The sequence below is a fragment of the Stenotrophomonas sp. INTA L402-1 genome, from assembly GCF_059295135.1.
The window spans coordinates 32714-49068 of sequence record NZ_JCAFWP010000019.1 but is presented as its reverse complement, the minus strand read 5'-3'; the positions used below and the strand labels follow the sequence as shown (position 1 = coordinate 49068).

Below are 16355 nucleotides of genomic sequence, written 5' to 3'. Positions count from 1 at the left end.
ATCGGTCGGCGGGCGGCTCGGGGGCCGTGGCAACCGTCGGCAACCCAATAAGAACAATAATCAGGAGTGTGCAATGTCCAAGGGGCAATCGCTGCAGGATCCTTTCTTGAACGCACTGCGGCGCGAACGCGTGCCGGTTTCGGTGTACCTGGTGAACGGCATCAAGCTGCAGGGCACGATCGAGTCGTTCGACCAGTTCGTGGTCCTGCTGCGCAACACGGTCAGTCAGATGGTCTACAAGCACGCCATTTCCACGGTCGTTCCGGCACGCAACGTGAAGGTCGGTCCGGGCGGTGGTTACGTGCAGTCGGGTGAAGGTGGTCAGGCAGGTGATGAAGCAGACGAGTAATACCGGAGCGGTGAATGTTTGACCGCTCGAAGAAGGGCGAACACGCCCTGTTGATCCAGCCCCATTTCGGCAAGCTGGAAGACGATGTGCTTGAAGAGTTCGGTGATCTGGCCCGCTCGGCTGGGGCCAGCATCGCCGCGACGATCACCGCACGCCTGGATCGTCCGAATCCGTCGACCCTGATCGGCAGCGGCAAGCTGGACGAGATCAAGGCCGCGGCCGATGCCAGCGGTGCCGACCTGATCCTGGTCAACCATGCGTTGAGCCCGGGCCAGGAGCGCAACCTGGAACGTTTCCTCGAGCGCCGGGTGATCGACCGTACCGGCCTGATCCTGGACATCTTCGCCCAGCGTGCGCACAGCCACGAAGGCAAGCTGCAGGTCGAACTGGCGCAGCTGCGTCACCTGGCCACGCGGCTGGTGCGCGGCTGGACCCACCTGGAGCGCCAGCGCGGTGGTTCGATCGGCCTGCGCGGCCCGGGTGAAACCCAGCTGGAAACCGACCGCCGCCTGCTGCAGAAGCGGGTCGAGCAGCTGCAGAAGCGGCTGGAAAAGGTCGAGGTGCAGCGCACCCAGATGCGCCGTGCGCGCGTGCGCAGCGAGCTGCCGCGTGTTGCCCTGGTGGGCTACACCAACGCCGGCAAGTCGACCCTGTTCAACGCCATGACCGGCGCCGAGGCCTATGCCGCCGACCAGCTGTTCGCAACGCTGGATCCGACCGTGCGCCGCATCGCGGTGCCGGGCGGCAACGTGGTGCTGGCCGACACCGTCGGCTTCGTCCGTGATCTGCCGCATGACCTGGTCGCTGCGTTCCGCTCGACCCTGTCCGAGGCGCGCGAGGCCGATTTCCTGCTGCATGTGGTCGACGCCGCCGATCCGCACCGCGAGGAGCGCATCGCCCAGGTCGACGAGGTACTGACCGCGGTCGGTGCCGGTGACCTGCCGCAGCTGCTGGTGTTCAACAAGATCGACCGGATCGAGGGCGCCGACGTCCGCCACGATGGCCAGGACGGTATCCCGGATGAGTCGCGTCGCGAGCGGGTGTGGATTTCCGCGCGTGACGGGCAGGGCCTGGAGCTGCTGCAGGCAGTGCTGGGCAAGCGCCTGGGCCTGCAGCATGTCACCGGCGAACTGCGCCTGCCGCCGGATGCCGGCCGCCTGCGTGCGCGCCTGCACCAGTTGGAAGTGATCCGCAGCGAGCAGGCCGACGAAGACGGCTGGCTGCTGCAGGTCGACCTGCCGATCGCAGAAGCCGAAAAGCTGGCCGCCAGTGCCGACGGCGCGCCGATCCGGGCGCTGCTGCCGGAAAAACCGCCGGAATGGTGAGCTAGCGGCCGATGCCTGGTAGTGCCGGCCGCTGGCCGGCAGCGCAACCGTGCCGGAGGAGCGCGACATCCGCCTGTCATCTGCGGTACAACGTGCAGATTCTTCACCCCACCGTCATGCCGATGTCCATTCCCACCGACGCTGAACTCAATGCCCAGTCCGCCGCGCTCGGGCAGCGCCTGCAGCAGGCTTCGCTGCAGCTGGTGACCGCTGAAAGCTGCAGTGGTGGCTGGATCGCCAAGTGCATGACCGACATCGCCGGTTCCTCGGCGTTCTTCGACTGCGGCATGGTGGTCTACAGCTACGAGGCCAAGCAGCGCCTGCTGGGCGTGCGTGCGCAGACGCTGGAGCAGTTCGGCGCGGTCAGCCGCGAAACCGTGCTGGAAATGGTGTCCGGTGCGCTGGTCAATTCCGGCGCCGGTATCGCCGTGGCGGTGACCGGCATCGCCGGTCCTGGTGGCGGCAGCCCGGACAAGCCTGTCGGCAGCGTCTGGATTGGCTGGAAGCGCCGCGGTGGCTACGCCCGTGCCGAGCTGTTCCAGTTCGACGGCGACCGCGAAGCCATCCGCCGGCAAACCGTGGCGGCGGCATTGCGCGGTATCGACGCCCAGCTGTGACATGCTGCTCCGGTAATCGTCCGGAGCACGCATGATGTGGGAAACGCTGGGCACGGTCCGTGACTTGGGCCGACTGCAGGAAATCGCCGTCGTCCTGATCCGCTATGGCTTCGGCGACGTGGTGCGGCGCATCGGCCTGGCCAGCACGCTGGAGCGGGCAGGGCGCCTGCTGCACTGGAACGAGGAGCGGCAGGAACTGTTGCGGATGACCGCGCCGGTGCGCGTGCGCAGCGCGATGCAGGATCTCGGCCCGACCTTCGTCAAGCTCGGCCAGGTACTGGCGACGCGCGTCGACCTGCTGCCGCCGGAATGGATCGCCGAGCTCTCTGAACTGCAGAACGCAGTGCCGGCGCTGCCGTACGCGGATATCCGCGAGCAGCTTGAGGCCGACCTTGGCGCATCGCCTTCAGAAGTGTTCGCCTTCCTCGATGAAACCCCGATGGCCGCCGCCTCGTTGGCGCAGGCCCACCGCGCGCGCCTGCATGACGGTCGCGAGGTGGTGCTGAAGGTGCGTCGCCCCGGCATCCGCGATGTGGTCGAGGCCGACCTGCGGCTGCTGGCCCGCTTGGCGGAGATCGTCGAGGCGCGCCTGCCGGACCTGCGCCGCTATCGCCCGGCCGAGGTGGTGCAGCAGTTCACCGTGTCGCTGCGTCGCGAGCTGGATTTCGCCGCCGAATGCCGCAATGCCGAGCGCATCGCGCGCAACTTCAAAGGCCGCGACGACATCCTGATTCCCGACGTGCACTGGCAGTGGACCTGCGAAAGCCTCAACGTGCAGGACTTCGTCGACGGCATTCCAGGGCGTGATCTGGCCGGCGTCGATGCGGCGGGGCTGGATCGGCGCGAACTGGCGCGACGCGGTGCGGACATCGTGCTGAAGATGGTGCTGGAGGACGGCAGCTTCCACGCCGATCCGCATCCCGGCAACATCATCTACCTGCGCGACGGCCGTATCGGCGTGATCGATTTCGGCATGGTCGGTGCGCTGTCCGAAGTGCGGCGCTTCCAGGTCGCGCAGCTGCTGCACGGGCTGGTCGAGCAGGACCCGCAGGGTGTGGCCGACGTGCTGCTGGACTGGGCCGGCGGCGTGGAAGTGGACGAGAACCGGCTGCAGCACGACATCAGCCAGTTCGTCGACCAGTACCGTGGCGTGCCGCTGAAGGACCTGCGCATCGGTCTGATGCTGGGCGACATCACCCAGCTGCTGCGCAGCTACAGCCTGACCCTGCCGGCCGACCTGGCGCTGATGATCAAGGCGTTCCTGACACTGGAAGGGATGGGGCGGCAGCTGGACCCGGATTTCGACATGGCCAGCGCCGCGCGCCCGTTCCTGGAACGGGTGGTACTGCAGCGCTACGCGCCCAAGGCCCTGCTCAAGCGCGGCCGCCGCAGCCTGCTGGGCCTGGTCGACTTCGCCGGTGAACTGCCACGCGACCTGCGCAAGCTGGTCCAGGCCGCCCGCCGAGGACGCCTGCAGCTGAAGGTGGAAACCACGGCGCTGCAGGGCTTCGGCGAGCAGGTGAACCGTGCGGCGAACCGGCTGGTGATGGGCATCGTCACTGCTGCCCTGATCATCGGCTCATCCATCGTGATGCACAGTGTAGGTGGCGTCTCCAGCCGCTGGCTGCTGGCGCTGGGCGTATGCGGCTTCATCGGCGCCGGCTTCTGCGGCGTCTGGATCCTGTTTTCGATCTGGAGAAGCGGCAAGCACACATAGTGTGCTTGCCGCAGCGGTTCCCAACGGGAGCCGCGGAATCGCTGCGCGATTCCTGTAGAGCCGACCGCTGGTCGGCTGCTTCTGCTCTCGCCTTTGTCTCTGCCAGCCAGGCCAAGCCCGGCGACGATTACCGAGCACAGCTCGGCACCACAGCTGTCGCCGTGTCGCCCCCGGCACTTGCAGTCCCCCTCGTTAGTAGTAATACTACTAACCATGGACCTGACCGACACCCAGCAGGCGATCCTGCAGTTGATCGCCGAGCGTATCGAGAGCGAAGGCGCGCCGCCGTCGCAGACTGAAATCGCACGTGCGTTCGGCTTCAAGGGCGTGCGCGCGGCCCAGTACCACCTGGAGGCCCTGGAGCAGGCCGGTGCGATCCGTCGCATCCCGGGCCAGGCCCGCGGCATCCGCCTGGTACAGGCGCCACCGGTCGAGAAGCTGGCCGAGCCGGGCCTGCCCGACAGCGTCCTGCGCCTGCCGGTATTGGGCCGTGTCGCAGCCGGCCTGCCGATCGGTGCCGATATCGGCTCGGACGACTTCGTGGTGCTGGACCGGGTGTTCTTCTCGCCGGCACCGGATTACCTGTTGAAGGTGCAGGGCGATTCGATGATCGACGAGGGCATCTTCGACGGTGACCTGATCGGTGTGCACCGCACCCGCGATGCTCATTCCGGACAGATCGTGGTGGCCCGAATCGATGACGAGATCACCGTCAAGCTGCTGAAGATCGCCAAGGATCGTATCCGCCTGCTGCCGCGCAATCCCGACTACAAGCCGATCGAGGTGCTGCCTGACCAGGACTTCTCGATTGAGGGCCTCTATTGCGGCCTGTTGCGACCCAACCGTTGACCCGTTCCATAGCGCATTACCCCGCGGTCTTTTGTGGCGATTCTCTGGTTCCACTGAGGTTGGTACGGATGTCCGATAATTCTTTTCAGAGCGCCGGGCAGAATCTCAGCCTGTGCGATACGTCCGACTTAAAGTGAACCCATGGCAAAGAAGACCCCCAAAGACAGCACCTCCAACGACACGACCTCTGCAAGGACCAATCCGATGGACGAGAACAAGAAGCGCGCCCTCGCTGCAGCTCTGGGCCAGATCGAAAAGCAGTTCGGCAAGGGCTCGGTGATGCGCATGGGCGACCGCGTGGTCGAGCCCGTCGAAGCCATCCCGACCGGTTCGCTGATGCTCGACATCGCGCTGGGCATTGGCGGTCTGCCGAAGGGCCGTGTCGTTGAAATCTACGGGCCGGAATCCTCGGGCAAGACCACGCTGACCCTGCAGGCCATCGCCGAATGCCAGAAGATGGGCGGCACCGCGGCCTTCATCGACGCCGAGCACGCGCTGGACCCGATCTACGCCGCCAAGCTGGGCGTGAACGTGGACGACCTGCTGCTGTCGCAGCCGGATACCGGCGAGCAGGCGCTGGAAATCGCCGACATGCTGGTCCGTTCGGGTTCGGTGGACATCCTGGTGATCGACTCGGTCGCCGCGCTGACCCCGAAGGCCGAAATCGAAGGCGAGATGGGCGACCAGCTGCCGGGCCTGCAGGCCCGCCTGATGAGCCAGGCGCTGCGCAAGCTGACCGGCAACATCAAGCGCTCCAACACCCTGGTGGTCTTCATCAACCAGCTGCGCATGAAGATCGGCGTGATGATGCCGGGCCAGAGTCCGGAAACCACCACCGGCGGCAACGCGCTGAAGTTCTACGCTTCGGTGCGCCTGGACATCCGCCGTATCGGCGCAATCAAGAAGGGCGACGAGATCATTGGCAACCAGACCAAGATCAAGGTCGTCAAGAACAAGCTGGCGCCTCCGTTCAAGCAGGTCATCACCGAGATCCTGTACGGCGAAGGCATCAGCCGCGAGGGCGAGCTGATCGACATGGGTGTGGATGCCAAGCTGGTCGAGAAGGCCGGCGCTTGGTACAGCTACGGTGAAGAGCGTATCGGCCAGGGCAAGGACAACGCCCGTGGCTACCTGCGCGACAACCCGACGGTCGCTGCCAAGCTTGAAGCCGAGCTGCGCGAGAAGTTCCAGCCGACCGAAGCCACCCGTGAGGAAGGCGACGACGAAGGTGACGACGAATAAGGCTTGCTGTGGGGCAGGGCGGCGCCGTCAGTGACGTCGCCCTGTCCCGCAGGTTCGAATCGCCCAGGGATGGGCTGGGCGCCACGGATGGCGCCACCCTTGGAGCACCGATGTCCGACGCCGACGACATTCCCACCGGCCGCAAACGCCGGCCGCGCGAGCAGACGCCCGTGCAACGAGCGCTGGGCCTGCTGGTCCGCCGCGAGCACTCGCGCAAGGAGCTCACCCGCAAGCTGACCGCACGCGGCATCGAAGACGAAGCCGCGCAGGCGGCTGTGGCCAAGTTGACAGAGGCCGGCTGGCAGGACGACACCCGTTTCGCCGAGAACCTGGTGCGGATGCGCGCCAACACCGGTTATGGGCCGATCCATGTCCGCGCCGAGCTGGGCACTCACGGCCTGGACAGTGCCGCGATTGCCGCGGCGATGGACAGCTACGAAGGCGACTGGCAGGAAAATGCCCGTGATCTGGTCCGCCGACGCTTTGGCGAGGCCGGTCCGCAGGACCTGACGCAGCGGCGCAAGGCCGCCGATCTGCTGGCCCGACGGGGCTTCGACGGCGACAGCATCCGCCGTGCGACCCGCTACGACCCGGATGACTGAGACTGGCGGCGCCGGGCCTGATACCCTTTAGGTTTTCGGCGGTCCCTCGCGACCCTGGCCAACGCGGCCGGTGGTCCGGGCCCGCCGGCCCGCAGACTGCCAGCCCCCAATGAACGCATCCGCCAAATTCACGACTTCCCAGATCCGCAGCGACTTCCTTGAATTCTTCAAGGGCAAAGGCCACACCATCGTGCCGTCGGCGCCGCTGGTGCCGGGCAATGATCCGACCCTGCTGTTCACCAACTCCGGCATGGTGCAGTTCAAGGACGTGTTCCTTGGCGCGGAGAAGCGCAGCTACGTGCGCGCGGCCGACGTGCAGCGCTGCCTGCGCGCGGGCGGCAAACACAACGACCTCGACCAGGTCGGCTACACCGCACGCCACCACACCTTCTTCGAAATGCTGGGCAACTGGTCGTTCGGCGACTACTTCAAGAAGGATGCGATCGCCTGGGCCTGGGAGCTGCTGACCCAGGTCTGGAAGCTGCCGGCCGAGCGCCTGCTGGTCACCGTCTACCAGACCGACGACGAGGCCTACGCGCTGTGGCGCGACATGGTTGGCGTGCCGGAAGAGCGCATCGTGCGCATCGGCGACAACAAGGGCGCACCGTTCGCCTCGGACAACTTCTGGCAGATGGCCGACACCGGTCCGTGCGGCCCTTGCACCGAGATTTTCTACGACCACGGTGACCATATCGCCGGCGGCCCCCCGGGCTCCCCGGATGAGGACGGCGACCGCTTCATCGAAATCTGGAACCTGGTGTTCATGCAGTTCGACCGCCAGCCGGATGGCACCCTGGTGCCGCTGCCGGCGCCGTGCGTGGATACCGGCATGGGCCTGGAGCGCCTGGCGGCGATCCTGCAGCACGTGCACACCAACTATGAGATCGACCTGTTCCAGGCGCTGATCCGCAAGGCGTCCGAGCTGACCGGCACCGCCGACCTGGAAAACAAGTCACTGCGCGTGATCGCGGACCACATCCGTGCCTGTTCGTTCCTGATCGTCGACGGCGTGCTGCCGTCCAACGAAGGCCGCGGCTACGTGCTGCGCCGTATCATCCGCCGCGCCCTGCGCCACGGCTGGATGCTGGGCGTGCGCCAGCCGTTCTTCAGCAAGCTGGTGCCGACCCTGGTCGAGCAGATGGGCGAGGCCTACCCGGAACTGCCGGCGGCGGTGGATACCGTCACCCGTGCGCTGCAGGCCGAGGAAGAGCGTTTCGCTGAAACCCTCGATGCCGGCATGAAGATCTTCGAGGACGTGGCCGGCAAGGCCAGCAATGGCGTGATCCCGGGCGTTGACGCGTTCCGCCTGTACGACACCTATGGCTTCCCGCTCGACCTGACCCAGGACATCGCCCGCGAGCGCGACCTGACCGTCGACATTGCCGGCTTCGACGCCGCGATGGAGCAGCAGCGCGAGACCGCGCGCGCCGCCGGCAAGTTCGGTGGTGGCGTGACCCTGCCGGCCGAGCTGGTGGCGACCCTCAGCCCAACCGTGTTCCTGGGGTATGACCGCCTGCAGGCCGACGGCCTGACCGTGCTGGCGCTGCTCAAGGACGGTCGTCCGGTGCAGTCGGCCGATGCCGGTGATGCGGTCATCGTGATCACCAACCAGACCCCGTTCTACGCCGAGTCCGGCGGCCAGGTCGGCGACACCGGCGTGCTCACCGGCAACGGCGTGCGCCTGGTGGTGGAAGACACCCAGAAGTTCGCCGGCCAGTTCCATGGCCACGTCGGCACCCTGTCCGAAGGCGGCCTGAAGGTCGGTGACGTGCTGTCCGGCCAGGTCGATGGCGAGCGCCGTGGCGCCACCATCCTCAACCACTCTGCCACCCACCTGCTGCACGCCGCCCTGCGCGAAGTGCTCGGCACCCACGTGCAGCAGAAAGGCTCGCTGGTCGCTCCGGACCGCCTGCGTTTCGACTTCTCGCACTTCCAGCCGATCAGCGCGGAAGAGCTGGCGGTGATCGAGCGCAAGGTCAACCAGCAGGTGCGTGCCAACAACGCTGCCGAAGTGCACAACATGGGCATGCAGGAAGCGCTGGACTTCGGCGCGATGGCCCTGTTCGGTGAGAAGTACGGCGAACACGTGCGCGTGCTGAAGATGGGTGACTACTCCACCGAGCTGTGCGGCGGTACCCACGTCAACCGCACCGGCGACATCGGCCTGTTCAAGATCACCTCCGAGGGCGGTGTTTCCGCCGGCGTGCGCCGTATCGAAGCGGTCACCGGCCAGGGCGCCCTGGATTACGTGGACGCCGAAGAGGCCCGCCTGGCCGAAGCCGCCGACCTGCTCGGTGGCAGCGCTGCCGACGTGGTCGAGAAGATCCGTGCCCTCGGTCAGCGCCAGAAGCAGCTGGAGCGCGAACTGGACGCCGTGAAGGCCAAGGTTGCCGCCGGTGCTACCGCCGACCTGTCCGGCCAGGCGGTCGAGGTTGCGGGCGTGAAGGTGCTGGCCGCCCGTCTGGAGGGCTTCGATGCCAAGGCCCTGCGTGACGCCATGGACCGCCTGAAGCAGCAGCTGGGCAATGCGGTGATCGTGCTGGCCGGCGCCCAGGACGGCAAGGCCGCCCTGGTCGCGGGTGTGAACGGCAGCGCAATGGGCAAGGTCAAGGCCGGGGAACTGTTGTCCCATATCGCCGGTCAGATCGGGGGCAAGGGCGGCGGACGCCCGGACCTCGCCCAGGGTGGTGGCGAGGACGGGCCCGCCCTTGCCACTGCGCTGGCTGCAGTCGTCGAATGGGTCAGCCCCCGCCTGTGATGAACCTGGCCGTCCCCCTCCTTGTAGGAGCGGGACGGCTGACGGTACCATTGCGAATCTTTTCCCTTTGTCGTGGTAGCGCTTCTTGACGGAGCGTCAAGCCGGTGGGGGATACCCTTCCACACGGTTCCATGGAGACTTACAAAAATGTTGATCCTGACTCGCCGCGTCGGCGAAACCCTGATGATCGGAGACTCGGTGAGCGTCACCGTGCTTGGCGTCAAGGGTAACCAGGTGCGTATCGGCATCACCGCGCCGAAGGACGTCGCTGTGCATCGCGAAGAGATCTATCAGCGCATCCAGCGTGGTGATGAAGCCGGTGGCACCGGTAGCGAAAATTCTGCCGAATAACGCTTTACCTTCGCACTCGATTAACGTTATGATTCACGCCCCGCTGAGGTGCAACGCACCAGACGCGGAGAAAACCCCGGAGTGATGCCCGAGTGGCCGAAGGGGCTCCCCTGCTAAGGGAGTATAGGGTCAAAAGCTCTATCGAGGGTTCGAATCCCTCTCACTCCGCCAGATACAAAGAAGCGCCTGCAGATCCTCGATCTGTAGGCGTTTTTCTTTATCCGACACTCGAAAGTACAGCCGGCGTGGAGCTGACTATCCTGGCTGATCGGTACGGATGGCAGGCGTTGGCATGGGCGCGGGCGTCGCCGCTGGTGCCGGAGCGGGCGCACCGGGCAGCTGTGGCGGTTCAAGATAGCGAGTTGGGGTTTCCCGCCACAGCAAGGCAAGCGTGCAGTCGTTGGCACGTTCCCTGCACATTCTTTCGGCCTTCCGCTGCGCGGCGTCCGCGGTCTTCTCACCCAGTGCAAAGCCCAACGCAATCGTGCCGGTCGCTATGGCCGAATAGCCTTCGCTGCTGGTGCTGGCGGACTGACCGCAATTGCGCGATCGCGCTGCGCAGTAGTGCAGCGACTGCTGCATCGCAGTGGTGAGGGAAGATTGGTTCATCGAATAGCCGTAGCGGCCATCCTTGTCGTAGGTGATCGCAGACGCAGCACTTGCGCCTGATGAAACGGACAACAACAGTGCCAGTGAAACCGCATGCTTCCAGTTCATCACGCTCTCCTTCTCTGCCGATGGTGAATCAACCGGGGAGCGTGGTGCAACCACGCAGGGGGTGCGATGGACGACGCCTGCAGGCCGTCTGCCTGCAGGCGTGTACCGATGCATCCGGTTGTCAGAGCTTCACCGTCACACCCACCTGGAAGCCACGCCCGGGCAACGGTGCGATGTACTTCAACGGCGAGTTGTGCGGCCGTGCTTCTTCATTGAGCAGGTTGCTGCCGTTGACGAACACCTCCACGCCGGCGATGTAGCTGTTGCGTACCGGCAGTTCGCGGCTGACCTGCAGGTCGACCAGGTTGAACGCATCCAGTGGCACCTCCTCGCTGACGTTGCGGCCGAGGTACTTCTGCCTGTCGTAGTAGGTGCTGGACAACTGCGCCTTCCAGCCCTCGCGCTGCCACTGCAGGTTGGCGCCGTAGCGGTTGGTCGGCATGTTCGGCAGGTACTCGCCGTCGTTGTGGGCACGCAGCGAATCGGGGCGGTCGGCCTTGTTCTTCACCAGGTCGGCGAAGGCGGAGACATTCAACGTGCCGAAGCGGCCCAGGTCCAATGCCTGCGAAGCATCGATCTCGAAGCCCTTCACCGTGGTGTCGGTCTGCTTCCAGTACTTCAGTGGCAGGCGGTTGGCGGTCTGCAGGCCGGAGTAGCCGAGGTAGAGGTAGTTCTCGTACTGCATCCGGTACGCGGTGGCGGACAGCTCGAAACCGCCGAGATGGAACAGGCCGGTCAGCTCCAGGCTCTTCGCGCGTTCCGGCTCCAGATTCTGGTTGCCTTCTTCCTGGGTCATCACCGAATAGTGAGCGTTGCTCGCATACAGTTCGTTGATCTCCGGTGCGCGCTGCGAAGACGAGTAGCGAACCTTGGCCGCGAACATCGGCCCCAGCTCGACATACGAACCCAGGCTGTAGCTGTTGAGCCGGTAGTCGCGGTCCTGCAGTTTGGTGTTGGCGGCATTGCGCGCGGTCTTGAAGCGGCTGGGCTGCAATTCGTGATCCACACGCTCGTGGCGCATGCCTGCATCGAAGGTGGCCCAGCCGAAGTCCAGCGTCTCCTTCAGGAACACCGCATTGCTGCGCGTGTCCACGTCCGGCAGGTAGCGCTGCGAGCCGCTGCCGGTGACATCACGCGACTGATGGCTGAAACCGAGCAGGCCGCTGAGAGGGCCGATGCGTTGATGGCTGAGCAGCAGCTCGGCCTGGGTGCTCTCGAAATCGTAGTCGTTGGCCTTGGTGGCGCCCAGCCGCTCGCCTGAGGTGTTGTCCAGCTTGGAAACACGGAGTTCCGCGCGCTCGAACCACGGCAGTGGATCACGCAGCAGGGCTTCCAGCGCGTAGCGCTGTTGCTTGATCACCACGCCCACCGGCAGGCCATCGGCATAGTTGGAACCGAACGACAGGTTCTGCATCGAGAAGCCTGGAACGCCGTACTCGCTGTCCTTGGCATCAATGCTGACACCCACGTAGCCACGGTCGAAGAACAGGGTCGAGCCGAAGGCCACCTGACTGTTGCGCGCATAGCTGTTGCCCAGTCGGCGATGGTAGTTGGGCGTCACATCGTTGTTGATCTGCTTCTGCACATACGACGGCGTACCGGGCACGTAGGTCGGGTTGACCGGATTGATGTAGGTGCGGCGCTGCCAGACCGAGGTCGGATTGTTGGTGTAGAACGAGAAATCACCATCGGCCCAGTCCGGGTTCTCGGTCATGAACTGGTCGATGTACGGCTGCGAGGCCTTGTTGTAGAGCTGCTGGACGCGCGCCTCTTTCTGGCAGGCGTCGGCCAGTGCCGAGTTGACGCCCCCGCCGGCCGGGAACAGCCCGGTGTTGCAGACGCTGGCCTTGCTGTTGCCGGGGATGTCGTAGTGCGAGATGCGTTGCCGCGACACCTGCAGATTGGTGGAGATGTTGCGCTGGTTGTTGAAGTTCATGCGGAAGCCCTGCGCGTCGGCCGCGTTGAAGCCCTTGCGCAGGACCAGTTCCATCGACTGATCCTTGTCTTCCATGCTGCGCGAGATCAGGCCCGAGTCGATCTCCACGCTGCCGCCGATCGCATTGCCCCCATAGCGCACGGTGTCGGAGGACTTGTTGACGGTGACGCTGCGTACGAACAGCGGATCGAACGGGATGTTGATGTCACCGCTGATCGCGTTCATGCCCAGAATCGATTGGCCGTCCTGCAGGATCTGCACACGGTTGCCGCTGAGGCTGCGGATGACCGGAGCGCCCGCGTTTGGCCCGAAGGCGCTGCTCTGCACACCGGAGACGTGTTCGAGCAGGCCGCCGAGGGTGCGGTTCTGCGCCTGCGGATTGTCGACGGTGACCCGGCTGTCGATGCGCGAGGGCTGGGAGGCCTGGACCTGGAGGGTGGGGAGGGTGGGTTCGTCCGCGGCCTGGGCGGTGTGGACGGCGAACAGAATGGCTGCAGCAAGGAGATGGCGGCGCATGACACGATCCGTGAAGTTGATGTGAAATGTTATAACGTAACTCTTTGTATCGACAAGGGCGGATTGGGCCTTGCCACCAGGGCTGGATATGAGAACGGTTCTCATATGAGAATGGCGGGTGATTTTTCACGGGCGCACCATGCACAGCCTCACCCTCGCCGACCTGGACCGCCTGGGCCGCAGCAGCGGCTTCCGCTATCGGCTGCCCGCACTTGCGTCCGCCGCGGATTCGGGTGCGCTGTGCGTGGTCGAGGGCAGGGTGGAACAGCGCTGCTTGCGCCCTGGCATCAGCCTGGCGCTGTCGGACGTGGTCGCGCATCAGCCGTTCGAGGCGACTTCGGAGGCACCCCCGCCGTTCGCTGCGATCGTGATGCTGGAAGGTCGTGCCGGAGCACGCCTGGAAGGGCAGGCTGTGATCGGCATGAACCGCGGCGCCGGCGCGATGGTGTTGGCCGATGCCACGCCGATGACTGCGATTCATCCGGCCGGTCAACGGATGCGCAGTCTGAATGTCTCGCTGGATGCACCGGCCGAGATGGATGATCCGGTGATCAGCGAACTGCTGTTGCAGGCGCATCGCCATGGTCGCCGGCGGCTGCACAGCTGGCAGGTACCCGCGCATCTTGAACATGCCGCCGAACAGTTGCTGTCGGGGACCTGGCAGGGCGCAATGCATGCGCTGCTGTGCGAGGGTGTGGGCCTGCAGATGCTGGCGATGGCGTTGGGTGCGCCTGCCCAGGAGGCATCGCCGGACCAGCGTGTTTCAGCACGTGATCGCCGCATGCTGCAACGGGTGATCGACTGCCTGCAGGCATCACCTGCGGCTGACCACAGCCTGGAGGATCTGGCGCGCCTGGCCTGCATGAGCCCGAGCAGCCTGCGGCTGAAGTTCCAGCAGGTGCACCGGTGTTCGGTGTTCGCCTGGCTGCGCGAGCGGCGCCTGCAGTTGGCCTGCGAGCAGCTGCGGCAGGGCTGCAGCGTGCAGCAGGCCGCACACTTCGTCGGCTACCGGCACGCCACCAATTTCGCGACCGCATTCCGCGCGCGCTACGGCATCGCGCCCAGCGAGCTTCGCTGAGTCCGGACCACCGTCGGCAGTGCGCATACGCCTGCTGCATCCGCGCATACGTGCGCTCACGCTCAAATGACAATAATTCTCATCCAGCCTTTCCTTCCCGCTGGATCTCCCATGCCTGCCTGTTTCCGCCCGTGTGCCCTGGCTAGCGCCATCGGCACGACCCTGGCGCTGTTCAACGCTGCCCACGCCGCCGAACGCACTCCGTCCGTAACGCCTTCCCAGCTTCCAACCGTGCAGGTCACGGCCGACCTCGATGGCAGCACCGAAACGTCGCGTTCCTACACCACCGACTCGATGGGCACGGCGACCGGACTGTCGCTGACCTCGCGGCAGACCCCGCAATCCGTCAGCGTGGTCACCCGCCAGCAGATCGAGGACCGTGGCCTGCTCAGCACCGCCGATGCCTTGGCGACCGCACCTGGCATCTCGGTCACGCGCAGCGACGCCAACCGCTACTCGTTCTCCGCACGCGGCTTCGACATCGACAACTACCAGTTCGATGGCGTGGTGATGCCGGTGCTGTCGCCGTGGAATTTCGGCGAGAACAACCTGGACATGGTGGTGTACGACCGCATCGAGATCGTGCGCGGCGCCAACGGCCTGATGACCGGCGCCGGCAATCCCTCGGCGGCAGTGAACTACGTGCGCAAGCGCCCGCTGCGCGAGTTCGCTGCCAGTGGTGGCATCAGCCTCGGCAGCTGGGACGCACGGCGCGCGTGGGCGGATGTGTCCAGCCCGCTGAGCCGGGAAGGGCGTGTGCGTGGTCGCCTGGTGGCCGCGCAGGCAGAGGGCGACAGCTACACCGCTGGCCTGGACAGTACGGCGAAGACGCTCTACGGCGTGGTCAGCGTGGACTTGGGCGAGGACACCGGGTTGATCGCCGGCATCTCCTACCAGGGCAACGACAACCGTGGCTTCGGCAGCGGCTTCGCGCTGTTCAACGCCGATGGCACGCGCACCCGTTTCGACCGCTCGGTATCAGCCACCGCGCCGTGGGCACGGATGACCACCGACACCCGCAATGGCTTCTTCGACTTCAACCATCGTTTCGGCAACGACTGGCAGGCGCGCGTGTCCTACAGCCGCTCGCATACCGACATGGAAATGAAGCATCTCTATCGCGGTGGCTACCCCGACCCGGTCACTGGCGCCATGACCAATGGCAACAGCTTCACCCGCTACGACGGTCCGGTGCGCCGCGAAGCGATCAGCGCCAGCCTGACCGGTCCGTTCCAGCTGTTCGGCCGCCAGCACACTGCGTCCATCGGCTGGTCGCGCTCACGCGATGAAATCGCGCTGGGGCAGTACCGCGCGCTGGCGCCGCTGCCGCCGCTGGCCAGCTATCTGGACTGGCACGGGCCGGGCACGCCGGAGCCGACGTGGGCCAGCAGCAAGACCCAGGCCGACGATCTGGACAACCATCAGAGCGGTGCCTACGCGGTGGCGCGGCTGTCGCTGGCCGATCCGCTGCACGTGATCGTCGGTGGCCGCATGAGCAACTGGGAGACCGACCAGGTCTACTTTGGCACCAAGCGGAAGTACCGCTACCGCAACGAGTTCGTACCGTATGCCGGCGTGGTCTGGGATTTCAACGGCTACAGCAGCGTGTACGCCAGCTACACCGGCATCTTCAAGCCGCAGAACAACCGCAACGAATCCGGGCAGATCCTCGATCCGGTCAGTGGCCGCAGCTATGAGCTGGGCCTCAAGGGCAGCTGGCTGCAGGAGCGCTTGAATGCGTCGGCGGCGCTGTTCCGCACCCAGCAGGACAACCTGGCCGAGGCCACTGGTGGTCTGGTCGAGGGCAGCACGCAGGCGGCCTACCGTGCGGTGAAGGGCGCAACCGTGGATGGCCTGGAACTGGAGCTGGCCGGCGAGCCGCTACCGGGCTGGAGCCTGGGTACCAGCTTCACCACCTTCATCGCGCAGGATGCACAGGGACGGGCGATCAACACCGCCAAGCCGCGCAGCCTGTTCAAGCTGTTCACTACCTGGCGGCTGCCGGGTGCCTGGGACCGGCTGACGATCGGCGGTGGCGTTGACTGGCAGAACCGCATGTACCAGACCGCCACCGCGCCAGGGAATCGCCGTGTGCCGGTGGAGCAGCCCGGCTACGCGCTGGTGAACCTGATGGCGCGCTATCAGTTCAGTTCCAATGTGTCGGCCGCAGTCAACATCAACAACCTGTTCGACCGCCACTACTACTCGCAGATCGGCTTCTACAACCAGGGCTGGTACGGCGCGCCGCGAAACGTGATGTTCACGCTGAAGGTCGGCTATTGAGGCGGCAGTGGCGAG

At 65.6% G+C, this 16355-nt stretch carries 13 protein-coding genes and 1 tRNA gene; 12 read left to right on the top strand and 2 right to left on the bottom strand.

Going from position 1 to position 16355, the window contains the following annotated elements:
* The first annotated feature begins 73 nt into the window (after window positions 1-73).
* The 10 genes from hfq to AC5O77_RS12485 all read left to right on the top strand — a co-directional run bounded on the left by hfq (window position 74) and on the right by AC5O77_RS12485 (window position 9981).
* Entirely contained in the window at window positions 74-349 is a 276-nt protein-coding gene (hfq, locus tag AC5O77_RS12530; protein ID WP_004152891.1) for an RNA chaperone Hfq, read from the top strand.
* Between the two features lie 14 nt (window positions 350-363).
* Window positions 364-1674, top strand: coding sequence for a ribosome rescue GTPase HflX (gene hflX, locus AC5O77_RS12525; protein WP_279913921.1), 1311 nt, complete (start codon window positions 364-366; stop codon window positions 1672-1674).
* A gap of 122 nt (window positions 1675-1796) precedes the next feature.
* Complete coding sequence (locus AC5O77_RS12520; protein WP_010484249.1) at window positions 1797-2291, top strand: CinA family protein; 495 nt, start codon at window positions 1797-1799, stop codon at window positions 2289-2291.
* A gap of 34 nt (window positions 2292-2325) precedes the next feature.
* Window positions 2326-4008 carry a 2-polyprenylphenol 6-hydroxylase gene (gene ubiB, locus AC5O77_RS12515; protein WP_110714292.1) on the top strand — a complete coding sequence of 561 codons (1683 nt, stop codon included), beginning with the start codon at window positions 2326-2328 and terminating at the stop codon, window positions 4006-4008.
* Between the two features lie 213 nt (window positions 4009-4221).
* Window positions 4222-4857, top strand: a complete 636-nt coding sequence (gene lexA, locus AC5O77_RS12510; protein ID WP_032128412.1) for a transcriptional repressor LexA — start codon at window positions 4222-4224, stop codon at window positions 4855-4857.
* A gap of 204 nt (window positions 4858-5061) precedes the next feature.
* Window positions 5062-6099 carry a recombinase RecA gene (gene recA, locus AC5O77_RS12505; RefSeq protein WP_049449560.1) on the top strand — a complete coding sequence of 346 codons (1038 nt, stop codon included), beginning with the start codon at window positions 5062-5064 and terminating at the stop codon, window positions 6097-6099.
* A gap of 110 nt (window positions 6100-6209) precedes the next feature.
* Window positions 6210-6701, top strand: coding sequence for a recombination regulator RecX (gene recX / locus AC5O77_RS12500; protein WP_014036760.1), 492 nt, complete (start codon window positions 6210-6212; stop codon window positions 6699-6701).
* A 109-nt stretch (window positions 6702-6810) separates the two neighbouring features.
* Window positions 6811-9459 (top strand): alanine--tRNA ligase, encoded by a 2649-nt coding sequence (alaS, locus tag AC5O77_RS12495; RefSeq protein WP_478057070.1) that lies wholly within the window; start codon window positions 6811-6813, stop codon window positions 9457-9459.
* 147 nt (window positions 9460-9606) lie between these two features.
* The gene (csrA, locus tag AC5O77_RS12490; RefSeq protein ID WP_004152909.1) at window positions 9607-9810 is read left to right on the top strand and encodes a carbon storage regulator CsrA; all 204 of its coding nucleotides are present in this window, start codon (window positions 9607-9609) and stop codon (window positions 9808-9810) included.
* A gap of 78 nt (window positions 9811-9888) precedes the next feature.
* Window positions 9889-9981: transfer RNA gene (locus tag AC5O77_RS12485), tRNA-Ser, on the top strand.
* Between the two features lie 84 nt (window positions 9982-10065).
* On the opposite strand, the gene AC5O77_RS12480 is transcribed toward AC5O77_RS12485, so the two are convergent.
* Complete coding sequence (locus tag AC5O77_RS12480) at window positions 10066-10527, bottom strand: DUF4189 domain-containing protein (protein ID WP_132809787.1); 462 nt, start codon at window positions 10525-10527, stop codon at window positions 10066-10068.
* A gap of 121 nt (window positions 10528-10648) precedes the next feature.
* Window positions 10649-12979 (bottom strand): TonB-dependent receptor, encoded by a 2331-nt coding sequence (locus AC5O77_RS12475; protein ID WP_478057069.1) that lies wholly within the window; start codon window positions 12977-12979, stop codon window positions 10649-10651.
* A gap of 139 nt (window positions 12980-13118) precedes the next feature.
* Here AC5O77_RS12475 and AC5O77_RS12470 point away from each other — a divergent pair, with 139 nt between their 5' ends.
* Window positions 13119-14057 carry a helix-turn-helix transcriptional regulator gene (locus AC5O77_RS12470; RefSeq protein WP_049422688.1) on the top strand — a complete coding sequence of 313 codons (939 nt, stop codon included), beginning with the start codon at window positions 13119-13121 and terminating at the stop codon, window positions 14055-14057.
* Between the two features lie 111 nt (window positions 14058-14168).
* Complete coding sequence (gene fauA / locus AC5O77_RS12465) at window positions 14169-16340, top strand: TonB-dependent alcaligin siderophore receptor FauA (RefSeq protein WP_478057068.1); 2172 nt, start codon at window positions 14169-14171, stop codon at window positions 16338-16340.
* The last annotated feature ends 15 nt before the right edge of the window (window positions 16341-16355 follow it).

Coding starts and splice junctions, on each gene's coding strand:
- AC5O77_RS12480 (WP_132809787.1), bottom strand. CDS start 10,527: ATGAACTGGAAGCATGCGGTTTCACTGGCACTGTTGTTGTCCGTTTCA.
- AC5O77_RS12520 (WP_010484249.1), top strand. CDS start 1,797: ATGTCCATTCCCACCGACGCTGAACTCAATGCCCAGTCCGCCGCGCTC.
- AC5O77_RS12470 (WP_049422688.1), top strand. CDS start 13,119: ATGCACAGCCTCACCCTCGCCGACCTGGACCGCCTGGGCCGCAGCAGC.
- fauA (WP_478057068.1), top strand. CDS start 14,169: ATGCCTGCCTGTTTCCGCCCGTGTGCCCTGGCTAGCGCCATCGGCACG.
- hflX (WP_279913921.1), top strand. CDS start 364: ATGTTTGACCGCTCGAAGAAGGGCGAACACGCCCTGTTGATCCAGCCC.
- recA (WP_049449560.1), top strand. CDS start 5,062: ATGGACGAGAACAAGAAGCGCGCCCTCGCTGCAGCTCTGGGCCAGATC.
- hfq (WP_004152891.1), top strand. CDS start 74: ATGTCCAAGGGGCAATCGCTGCAGGATCCTTTCTTGAACGCACTGCGG.
- alaS (WP_478057070.1), top strand. CDS start 6,811: ATGAACGCATCCGCCAAATTCACGACTTCCCAGATCCGCAGCGACTTC.
- ubiB (WP_110714292.1), top strand. CDS start 2,326: ATGTGGGAAACGCTGGGCACGGTCCGTGACTTGGGCCGACTGCAGGAA.
- AC5O77_RS12475 (WP_478057069.1), bottom strand. CDS start 12,979: ATGCGCCGCCATCTCCTTGCTGCAGCCATTCTGTTCGCCGTCCACACC.
- csrA (WP_004152909.1), top strand. CDS start 9,607: ATGTTGATCCTGACTCGCCGCGTCGGCGAAACCCTGATGATCGGAGAC.
- lexA (WP_032128412.1), top strand. CDS start 4,222: ATGGACCTGACCGACACCCAGCAGGCGATCCTGCAGTTGATCGCCGAG.
- recX (WP_014036760.1), top strand. CDS start 6,210: ATGTCCGACGCCGACGACATTCCCACCGGCCGCAAACGCCGGCCGCGC.